The 10,542-nt window shown below is 67.2% G+C and carries 7 protein-coding genes and 2 pseudogenes; 4 read left to right on the forward strand and 5 right to left on the reverse strand.

Annotation, left to right across the window (positions count from 1 at the left end; genetic code table 11):
- Window positions 1-249 precede the first annotated feature (249 nt).
- The gene (locus tag ACZ7M2_RS49350) at window positions 250-942 is read left to right on the forward strand and encodes a DUF4232 domain-containing protein (RefSeq protein ID WP_471600866.1); all 693 of its coding nucleotides are present in this window, start codon (window positions 250-252) and stop codon (window positions 940-942) included.
- A gap of 450 nt (window positions 943-1,392) precedes the next feature.
- Here ACZ7M2_RS49350 and ACZ7M2_RS49355 read toward each other — a convergent pair whose 3' ends face one another.
- Complete coding sequence (locus ACZ7M2_RS49355; RefSeq protein WP_471600867.1) at window positions 1,393-1,989, reverse strand: SMI1/KNR4 family protein; 597 nt, start codon at window positions 1,987-1,989, stop codon at window positions 1,393-1,395.
- A gap of 103 nt (window positions 1,990-2,092) precedes the next feature.
- Window positions 2,093-2,532, reverse strand: a pseudogene (locus ACZ7M2_RS49360) (ATP-binding protein).
- A 596-nt stretch (window positions 2,533-3,128) separates the two neighbouring features.
- Here ACZ7M2_RS49360 and ACZ7M2_RS49365 point away from each other — a divergent pair.
- On the forward strand, window positions 3,129-3,665 hold the full coding sequence (locus ACZ7M2_RS49365; protein WP_471600868.1) for an SMI1/KNR4 family protein: 537 nt from the start codon (window positions 3,129-3,131) through the stop codon (window positions 3,663-3,665).
- Here the strand turns inward: ACZ7M2_RS49365 and ACZ7M2_RS49370 are convergent.
- Window positions 3,662-4,900: an RNA-guided endonuclease InsQ/TnpB family protein gene (locus ACZ7M2_RS49370; protein ID WP_471600869.1), complete on the reverse strand. Its 1,239-nt coding sequence runs from the start codon at window positions 4,898-4,900 to the stop codon at window positions 3,662-3,664. The two genes, ACZ7M2_RS49365 and ACZ7M2_RS49370, sit on opposite strands and share 4 nt — an antisense overlap.
- 766 nt (window positions 4,901-5,666) lie before the next feature.
- On the opposite strand from ACZ7M2_RS49370, the gene ACZ7M2_RS49375 reads away from it, so the two are divergent.
- Window positions 5,667-6,635, forward strand: coding sequence for a DUF6424 family protein (locus tag ACZ7M2_RS49375; RefSeq protein ID WP_471600870.1), 969 nt, complete (start codon window positions 5,667-5,669; stop codon window positions 6,633-6,635).
- Here the strand turns inward: ACZ7M2_RS49375 and ACZ7M2_RS49380 are convergent.
- Entirely contained in the window at window positions 6,632-6,868 is a 237-nt protein-coding gene (locus ACZ7M2_RS49380; RefSeq protein ID WP_471600871.1) for a hypothetical protein, read from the reverse strand. The genes ACZ7M2_RS49375 and ACZ7M2_RS49380 overlap by 4 nt on opposite strands.
- A gap of 317 nt (window positions 6,869-7,185) precedes the next feature.
- Entirely contained in the window at window positions 7,186-8,757 is a 1,572-nt protein-coding gene (locus ACZ7M2_RS49385) for a S53 family peptidase (protein WP_471600872.1), read from the reverse strand.
- Window positions 8,758-9,336: 579 nt separating this feature from the next.
- On the opposite strand from ACZ7M2_RS49385, the pseudogene ACZ7M2_RS49390 reads away from it, so the two are divergent.
- Window positions 9,337-9,575: pseudogene (locus ACZ7M2_RS49390) on the forward strand (transposase); the annotation flags it as partial.
- Window positions 9,576-10,542: the final 967 nt, after the last annotated feature.

Below are 10,542 nucleotides of genomic sequence, written 5' to 3' on the forward strand. Positions count from 1 at the left end.
GCGACGGCTGCGAACAGGTGCGCGACGGTGGCGGGAACCGCCGTCCCGGCTGGCCGGCGGCGCGTCCCGGCGCGGTCTGCCCGGTGATGGCACGCGTGGTGCCTGGCTGTGCGTGTAACAGAGATGTCTTATGAGGTGACTGTACGGAACGGTCCGCCGGGCCGAGTCGGTCCTGTTGGTCGGAAACGCTCGCTCGTACCGCCCCGTATCGAGCGGCCGACACTGCCAACCGATTCTGAGGAAGAAACGATGCGCGTTCACAAGATCACCTTCGCCGCCCTGGCCGTCGCCGCCGGTCTCTCGCTCACGGCCTGCCAGAGCGACGATGCCGGCACGGGACAGAGCGACCCGTCGTCCGCGTCCACCGGGTCGTCCGGGGCCACCGCGTCGTCCTCGGGTGGCGGTTCGAACTCGGGCAGTTCGGACCAGGGCGGCGCGAAGGACTCCGCCGGTACGAGCTCCACAACGAGCTCCGGCGGAACCGGTACGGCTGCCGGGACCGGCTCCCACGCGAACGCCAAGGTCGGCAAGTGCCGCACCGACGAGTTGGAGATCACGGCGAAGGACAACACCATCGACGGCGACCCCGACGGCACCGTCGTGGTCGAGCTGACGAACCACAGCGGCCGGGACTGCACGATCTCCGGGTACGCGGGCGTCGACCTGAAGACCAGCGCGGGATCGCTCTCCGCGAAGCGCACAGGCCAGCGGGCCGGCTCGGCCATAATCAAGAACGGGAAGTCGACGGCCTTCCCCATCAACTACCCGTTCAACAAGTCGGGCGGCTCCGGCGTCCGCGTCACCGGGCTGGTGGTGACCCCGCCGGACGAGACGAAGTCGGTCACCCTCAACTGGCCGGGCGCCCCCACGCTGCCCGTCACGGACGGCTCCGGCTCCCCGGTGAAGGTCGGCCCGGTCGGAAGCGCCGGTCAGGGCGGCTGACCCGCACGTCCAGGGCCTCCTAGGCCACTCCTGGGCCGTGTCTGATAGATCGATCACGGTTCACGGAGCCAGAAGATGAGCGGTGCGAGTCGGAGTACCAGCAGAGCCTGGTTGTTGGTGTTGGTGTCGGCAGTTCCTCGGCCTCGGTGTAGGGGGCGTCCCCGCGGTGTGCTCTTGCCATGAGTGACGTACAGGTCATCGGTGTGCCGACATGGCCGGTGTGGTCCCACGCCTGCCAGCTGGACGATCTGATGTTGCCGTGCGCGCTGCCCGAACGTACCGCTGAGTGCTTGGATCTGGAGCCGGGATGGCCAGCTGAAGCCACTGCTCCACGACGACGCCAGCCGCCTCACCCTGGCCATCGGTATCGGACACCCCGGTCGCCAACTCGAGCGCCCACTCGCCAACTGCGTTCACTGCTGCCCAGGAAGTCGTCCGAAAGCGCTCTGTCTAGAACGGCTCGAAGCTCGGCGGAACGGGGCCGATCTCTCCGGCGGCGACCAGTTCCTCCAGGTCCTCAGGCTCCAGAAACTCCAGGGCTTGCGGTTCGATGCCGTGGTACCGGTCCACGTCGAGGAGCCGCCGCACGAAGGCGAGGGCGAAACTCGAGAACGGGCCATCGAAGGTCACGCAGCCCTCTTCATGGACCATCGTGACGATCTTCCACTGGTCCGGGTCAGGGTCGCAGGATAGGAAGAAGTGCTCGTCACCGCTGTAGTCGTATCCCCAGGAGATCAGCCCACCGGGTTCGGGGTGGAAGGGGTACGGGACATGCTCGGAGTCGCCGCGGCTCAGGACCCTCTTTCGACGCTCAGTGAACACCTGGTTCGTCTTGCGCATGCGCTCCAGCAACGGGCTTGATCCACGCGGGTGGAAGACAACGAGCTCGCCGGAGATGACCCCGCTGCCATAGGCATTGAGGAACGTCTTGAAGTCGCTGGGCAAAGCAGAACCTATGTGTTGCTCGATGTCGTTCCAGTCGTCCGGGTTCATCTGCCGGTGGGCGGGCTCGCCCAGCAGGGCCTGCAACTCATCCAACGAGGACATGCACTGCTCCAAGGCCGGTCAGCGGGATCTGCGCCGCCAACTTAGTCGCGCCGAGCCGGTGGGTCGAGTGCCTCCTGCGCCTGATTCGCGTGACGGGCGGACCTCAACTCTTGACGGCTTCGGCGATCCGCTGAGCGGACTGGGCGGGCGCGAGGTGCGTGGTGTCGACGACCACGGCCTCACCGTCTAGCCACGTGCCGGCCACCCGGCGTGGGGCTCCAGGTATTTGAGACAGAACGGGGAGCGGGGGCCAAGAACAGCGTCGCCCCCGATGCGCCCATGGAGGGTGTCCTGGTCGGCGTGTGGGACGAAGTGCCGTACCGGGATGGCATGGTGGGCGAGGCCCGTGGTGATCTCGTGCCAGTACTGCTCAACCAGGACAGTCATGGACATCACCAGAGTGCCGCCCGTGTAATCGAATACGCGGCGGGCGGTCTCGACTACAGATGGCCGCCACGACGGCCAGTGCTCGAAATTGTCCGTCCCAGACAGCCCCGGCGTGATGTCCATGAGCGTCTCGCCGACCTTCTCAGCGTCGAACACCCGCGAATCCGGGATCAGCTGCTGCGCGAGTGCCCTGGTCGTCGCCTTGCCGCGCCGACGCCCATCCGGTGCTGTCAGATCTTCTGCCGGGTCAGGACGTCAGGGCAACGCCTGAGACTCTCGAACAGTGCTGCATCCTCTGCCGGGTCGCTGGCGAGGCGGTACCTCGTCTTGTCCGGAATTTGTCCGTAATTTGTCCGCGATCCAGTCGGTGACGTACGTGCAGCGAGAGGCCACGTACGAAGGCAGCCAGGCATCCGAAGCTTGGGCGGACTCCGAGCGCCCGGCGAGTGGGAGTACTGGTCATGCGGCGCGGTCAACAGCAGCCCTGACGACTGACTGCGTGTGTGCGCAACGTGGGCACCGGCATGCCGTCGCTGCCCCTGCCCGGCTGGAACCCGTCTCCCTGACCCGTCAGTGACTCGTGGCGGGGCTGGTTCGATCGTGCTCGTATACGGATACCCGCATCGCCCGTTCCTGCCAACGTTACGGCGGGGGTGGCCACGTACGGACCCCGAGGGGTCGAGGAGGCTTTCACCTGTACTACGGTCAACTCCAAGACAGGCATCCGCTCGACGCGCCAGAAAGACCTAGTGGTGGCAACACTTCCAGAGATCACAGCCCTGTTGGGCGAACCCCGGTTCAACTGGTCGGATCCAGCTCCATGGATCGAACTCGAGCAAGAACTCGGTATCGAATTTCCGGCAGACTTCCGTGAAATCGTGGACGCCTACGGTTCGATCGAGATCAACAGGCAGTTGTACCTGAAGCACCCCGCCGGCCATCTCCTGCACAGTCTGGGAGAAGACATCAGGGGGGATCTCGAGCTCTGGCGCGAGGAGGACATGGCGGAGTTCCTGCCGAGTCCGGTGGGGGCGAACCCCGGGGAACTGATGCCGGTGGCGTCGGCCACGACGGGCGAGGCAGTTTTCCTTTGCATTCCCGATACCCCTTCGTCGTCCTGGCGCATCGTGGTCCAGGAGTTCGACAGCCCGGCCTGGACTCTCTACGAGATGACGTTCAGCGAGTGGTTGCTGGCTTATCTCAAGGGCAGGGACGTGACGTTGTGTTCTCGCAACTTCGCGCTTGACGGTCCGGTTTACGAATTTCTGCCGTCAACTACCCGTCGCTAAAGCGACGGGCTTGCACAACGGGCATCACTGGCGGTGATGCTGCGTTTGCGTCCAGCCTCACTCCGAGGTGTTCGGGGTGGGGCAGGGGCCGTTGACGGGGCCCCGCGTCGCCACAACTCCCCGGCGCGGGCCCGAATGTTGCGGGAGCCGTTCCGGTCCACGTGATCAACGAATCCGCAGTTCCGGCACGCGAACCAGGCCTGTGAGACCCGGTTCGCCCTGTCGATGTGCCCGCATTCGGCGCAGGTGCGTGAGGTGTACGCCGGATCGACGTGCACCACTGGTACCCCGGCCTTGCGGGCCTTGTATGCGATGAACGCTCCCAGCTGGGAGAAGGCCCAGGAGGAGTGGGTGGCCCGTTGGGGATTGCGAAGCCGTACCCGTTCGCGGATCCCTGTCAGGTCTTCCAGGGCGATTCCACGACCGGTGCGTTCTGCCTCGGCCACCACATGCTTGGCGATCTTGTCGTTGATGTCTCTCGCCCGCCATGCTTCCTTGCGCCGCCGTTTCTTGGCGCGGCGTTTGGCGGACGGGGTGTTCTTCTTCTGCAGCTTGGCCCGCAGGCCGCGCTCCCGGGCCCGGATGCGGTTCAGCTCGCGTCCGGCCATGATCTCGCCGTCCGAGGTGGTGGCGATGTTCACGATGCCCAGGTCGATCCCGAGGAAGTCCACGGGGTCCGGGTTGAGGGGCGCTTCGGGGACCTCGCAGGTGGCGTTCAAAAACCACATGCCGTCCCGCTGCAGCAGGTCGGACTCGCCTCTGCGGTACAGGGTCAGCGTGGCCAGCTGCTCCGGTGAGGCGGTGAAGGCCATGTCTTTGACCCGGCCCGTCACGGTCCAGATCGACACTGTCCGGTCGGGGATCTGCCAGGACAGCATCCGGTCGTCGTAGGGCTGCGCGCCCTGCGGGCGGAAGGCGATCGGCTTCTCGGCGGCTCGGCGGTATCGGGGCGAGCCGGACCGGCCCAGATTTCCGGCCCGCAAGTTCGCCTTCAGCGTGGCGTACGCGTCGCACGTCTTCTTGATGACGTGCTGGGCGGCCTGCGCACCAAGGTTCCAGCGGGACTTGACCGCATCGTAGGTGTGCTTGCGCAAGGCGTAGTTCTTGAACTCCCCGCGCTCGAAAGCGATCTCACTCACCCACGTCGCGGCCTCGTTGCAGGCGAGCAGGGTCGCATCGAGTGCCGCCGCCTGCTTCGGTGTCGGCTCCAGCTTGACCTGCACGACCAGCTTCACGATGACCGATCGTAGGCACCCGTACGAGACAAGACCAGACGTTCGAGTCCGTTCATCACACCGAGCGAATCACCCGGCCATGCGTTCGCACCACCCGGCTCCGCCGGAGAAGACACCCGGCCGCTGCGCGGCCGGGCAGACGCAGCGATACTGCGGCGCTCCGCGCCGCAGTATCGGGGACGCGATTCCTCCCGGGTAAACGCCCGGGGTTCCTCGCAAGAAGTCGCTGAAGGGGGTCTCCTCAGATGCCATGATCCGCGTGGAGGCGGTGGTGCGGCCGGAGGAGGAGACGCTCTCCAAGCCCCCTCCACGTCCTCCCCCGCCACGTCGTCCCCCGCACAAGTCCCTCCTCTCCCCCGCCCTCGCAACCGCCGCACTGGTCGTCGCCGTCACCTCGGTCATCACGCTCATCAGGGCCGCGGTGCTGGCCGAGGAAGCCGTTCAAAAACGGCGAGCCGAAAGCTACGTACGCGTGAACGAGATGCCGAAGGCCAAGAGGACCACTTCCTCCGTCGCAGCCCGCCATAACCCCGAGCTGCGCCACTCCATCGTCTGCCCTCCCGGTCCGGCCTGTCCACCGCAGTCGTCAGCGACCGCCGGGGACATGGCCGCGGCACGCCAAGTGGCGGACGCCTGGCGCAACTTCCGCAGACGCAAAAGCCGTGCGCCGGCTGGCCTGCTCCCAGCTCCGGGCGCACGATGGAGGCATAGGCACTGGCGTCGCGGGTCCGGCGCGAGTCCGCGTCACGGCGCGAGGAGGCCGACCATGACGCACACCGCTTCCCCTTCAGCAACCAAGTCCCGTACGGCAACTGACGCGAGGTCCCGGACGTCCGCCGCCGCCAGGCCCAAAACCTCGGCGGCCCTCACGCCCGGCGGCACGGAATCGGAGAACCACCCCTGGAAAATACAGCTGGTCGACCACCCCCCGCGTTTCGAGTCGACGTACTTCCAGGCCGCGAAGAAGGCGGCGCACAAGATCCTCGCCGAGATGAGCGACGACCATGACCTTCCCTACGGGCCCCGACCTCCTGGCGCTGAGCACTGGGAGATGCACCACGGCGGCAGTCTGTGGGTCAAGGGGGCCAGCGGCTGGCGGATGTACCGCGCGCGGGTGGGCATCGAGTGGAGCATGCAGTTCTGCTCCGATCCGGCGAAGGTGGACCGGCTGAGGCAGGAGGCCGCCGAGCTCATCGACGCCTTCCCGGACACCCTGCCCGCCCTTGGGGAACTGGGTTACAAGGGCGCCGAGGAACTGCTGCGCACGCCGATCACAGACGCCGACGGCGTCGAGCGGTGGACCGATTCGCTGTTCAACGCGTGCGTGCCGATGAGCCACGGCAACCACCAGGGCATCCTGCCCAAAGTGCCCGGTGAACACCACTACCCGTGGCCCGTCAAGGCCGCTGACTTCGTCCGGTACGAAGACTTCCAGCTGTGGGTGAACCTGCCCGACGGCACCCACGGCGCCGTGGCCCCGGTGGACCGACGCGGATCGGGCGACGGACACGTACGCCTGGTGCACGCGCCCGAGGGGACCACGGCGGGCGACACCCTCGCCAAGGCCCAGAGCCTCGGGAAGATGGCGGTCTTCCCGGCCAACAGTACCGTCGCCCTACAGGCGTTCAGGCAACAGATCGAACCGGGGCGGCGCACCGCGACCGGCTCCCTGGTCACCGCCACGACGCCGCGGCGGGGCGGAGCGACCCGGCGCACCACGAGACGCACCGGTTAGCGGCGGGCATGCCCCGCCGGATCGTCATCTGCCTCGACGAAACGAGCAACCAGGTCGGCGCCCGCCACCCGACCAACGTGGTCATGCCGTTCGAGATGCTGGAAGCGGACACCCTCGACCGGCAGCTCCTCTACTGCGTTGGCCTTCAACCCGGTGCCGAATGCGACACCGGCCAGGCGGGAGAGCCATCGGCCGACAGGTCCGTGGGCGGCGGCCGCCGACATGGTGCCCACGCCAGGGTCGCAGAACCCCAACCTGGGTCCCCGACGATGAGCAGACAGCGGGTGGGAATGCGTCGACGAAATCCGTGTTCGATCTCCGTTGCCATAAGGCTCCCGGGCCAGCTCTCGACCAGGTCACGCAGGCTCGGCCATGGCTCGACCAGCCCCCTCACCCGCAGAGGTCCAAGAGATCGACAGCGGGCGAGGATCGTTCACACTGGGTGCAGTGGCGTGATCTGCCCTTCGTCTGCCATCCGGCGGCCCGGATCGGCGAACCGAAGGCCCGCCCGGCACCTCTCAGGCACCCGGCGGGCCCGGCTCCGGGAACCTCAGCCAGGCACCGCCTCCCGCAGAGAGGCGAGTAGTTCCGTACCGTCGGGGACACCAAGACCCGTACAGGCATCCCACCCGGGGCCCGCACGGAATTCACCGTTCGTGCCCACAGTGATGTCACGGAATCCGCGTGCGGTGTGTCCTGGCGTGGCGTTGGCGTACAGCAGGGGCTGGAGCATGCCGAGTGGCCGGCCGAGCGCCTCAACCAGACGGCAGGTCAGGGCCGCCCACAGAGGGGCGACGGCGCTGGTACCGCCGATGACCAGACGTTGGCCGTCCACCAGCACTTCGTAGCCGGTGGCCGGGTCGGCGACGCCTGATACATCCGGTACACCGCGGCCCGGAGCCCCTCCATTGTGCGGGACACCGGCAGTCGTCTGCCAGGCAGGAAGAGGGAATGCCTCGCTGACCCCGCCGCCGGTGGCGCCGCCTCCGTCGCCGCCCCACACCCTTTCGCTGCGCACGGCCCCGGTGTCAGGGTCGGCGTCCAGGCGGGTGCCTCCGCAGGCCAGCGCATGCGGGCTGGACGCCGGGAAGTCAGTGTGCGGCAGGCCGTCGCCCACCTTGTCCTCACTGCCGTCGTCACCGGCCGCGACGCACACCGTCACACCGAGCGCCGCGGCATCAGCGAGCGCCTCGTCGAACACGGCGCGGGCCTGGTCGGTCCAGAAAATCTCCGGCGCGCCCCAGCTGATGCTCAGCGCGGCCGGTGTCGGGGTGGCGTGGACAGCGGCACTCACCGCGTCGACGAAGCCCTGGTCGTCGTTGTGCGCGAAGTACACCTGCTGGTGGGCGCCCGGTGCCGTCGCGCCCGCGACCTGAATGTCCAGCAGTACCTCCCCGTCGGCGCCGTCCGGGTCGGCGCCCGGCACATTGCGGCCAGCTCCGACGTTCACCATGGTCACGCGAGGGGTCGGCATGCCGAGGGACGTGAAGTACGTCTCCAGTTCGGCCGGGTCGGCGCCACCGCCCAGTTCAATGATCGCTAGGGTCTGGCCGCTGCCGTCGGTGCCGGGAGGGAACCGATACACCTTGGCAAGCTGATTCGGTTTGTAGGAGGTCTGGCGGCCCCTGGCCCGTGCGCGCCGCAGATGGGGACGGGCCTGCGGCCGGTTGTCCAATCCGAGCACTGCCACGACCACGCCGGCCAGTTCGTCGGGCACATGCAGCGGGCCCTCACGATGGCGGTGCTGGATGGGCGCACCACCGGTCGGATCCGGGCTGGACACCTCGGACAACCGGGTCCCGAACGCCGCGGCCATCGCGTCCGCAGTGCCGGTCACCTTGAGGCGCCGGGATCCCAGGTCGACATCGGTCACTCGAAGGCCGTGGCCGCCCAGCACGTCGCGCACCAGGTCGGCGTCGGCCGGGGTGGCACCGTACCGCTGTGCAAGCTCGGCTTGCGAGATCGTTTCGGTCCCCATGATCAGGTCGCGCGGAACCTCCGCTCGGCGGCGCAGCATGACCGTGGCCTCGATGGGCGTCGAGCCGTCGACGGGACCTACGTGGCGTGTCTTGGGCGCGGCCGAGCGTTCGCTGCCAGGAATGGCGACAAATCGTTCAGTCATGGCACACAGTATCGATCCAATCACCGTGAGTCCGCACTTCGAACGGCGCCGCCTCCAGCCCCGTCCCCGTACTCAGCACCGACGGGCTGGGCGCCGGCCACCACAGAGAACGAACCGCCACGTTCCGCGTGGACACGACGGTCCGGAAGAGAGGCCCTGCCGGACCACCACCAAGCTGACCTGATCCGCGAGGCGACCTCCGCCGTCATGCAGGGGCGCGCCCGGTACCCCCGAGCGCCACAGTTTCGCCTACGTCCGCCACGGCACCGTTGGTTCGCCACGCTGAATACCGTCACCGGCAGAGCGATCGGCAAAGCTGGCTTGCGTCGCTTGTGGGGCGCAGAGCAAACGACCTCCTTCGTACGGCCCCCTCCAGGCCGCAGCTCTTCTGCCCTGGCGCTGTCGCCGACCGGAACCGCATCTGTGCGGAGCCTCGCTGCCGCCCGCGAGCGCCTTGATGGCATGGGTGGCATCCACCGCGGCGGCGTCCTGACCGTTGACCGAGGCGGAACCAACTGCGACAGCGGAGTCGGCATCGGCGCGAGCGGCACCTGCTCGTGAGCGCCATCGGTGAGCACGATGGATGACGGAGGAGTCTTGACATATCTGGCCCGGGAACTGTTCCAGCGGGTGGTGCCGGAGGCGCCGTCGTGACCTCAGGGCGGCGGGCAACATCGGCATGGTGACCGGGAAGTGCTGGCTGCGATCATGTTCGTGACCACGTCAGGCTGCACGTGGCAGCAGTTGCCGTCAGCTCGTTCGTGCAGTCGGGGGCAACGGCCCACCGCCACTTCTCCGAGTGGACGAAGGCCAGGGTGTGAGGCAAGCTGCACCGTCTGGTCCTCGACGAGTTCGGCTCCCACGGCAAGTACGGCTCGAAGATCCATCCGATTTCAACGCACGCCATATCGAGGCTAGCTACCTTGGACCATCGACACGGTGAAGCCGACTTTCCGGCCGGACGTGTAATCGATGTGGTCCCACACCGACAAAGGGGTCACGCGTCGCGTTGTCCTCGCAGGTGGACCAAGCTCTGGCGTAGAGGCGGCAGTCCTCCTCTGAAGGCCACACGTCGACGTCGATACGGCTCAGTCTGTCATCGGATGAACGCCACGTTCCCCAAACTCACTTGCCACGCACAAGGCGGATGCCTATTTCGCTGAGGTGAGCGTCAGCATGACCGAGAAGGAAAGCGTCAAGGCGGCCGTCACGAACAGGGCCATGATCCGTCGTAGGGGACGGCGGACACAGGGGCACCCACGTTCTTCTCCCGCCGTTCGGACTGGACATGCATGTCATGAGTGGAATGCGCCGCTTGTGCCTGCTCGTGAGCCAGGACGCGACGCGCCGCTGCGCCACCCCGGCCAGTACGCCAACCCCAAGGCCGTGCTGTACTCAGCTACTTCCGCCTCTGCGACCGGAAAGTGCACGGTCCACCAGCCTCGGGCCACAGGACCGCAGATGAGTGACGCCAGTCGTTGTCGTCCAGGAGAGTGCAGATCACTACGGGGGCTCTGGGTGACCACCTCTTCGTGTAGCTGTCGTAGCCACGCGCGTATCCGTTCGGGCTGCCATGGCAGGGAGCATGGAGACCCGTGTCAACGGTGATCGCCCCACCAGCGATAAAAGGGTGATCCTGCCAGGATGTCACCCATCTGCGGAACTGCACCGAACCGCTGTAGAGGTTGACGCTGAGGTTGAAAGGGTGGGGTGACGGGGTTACGGGGGCTCCAGTCGCAGTCCGGTCTCGGTGATGAAGCCGTCGAGCGCTTCGGGGCGGCGTTG

It is taken from the genome of Streptomyces sp. NPDC111507 (assembly GCF_055638955.1).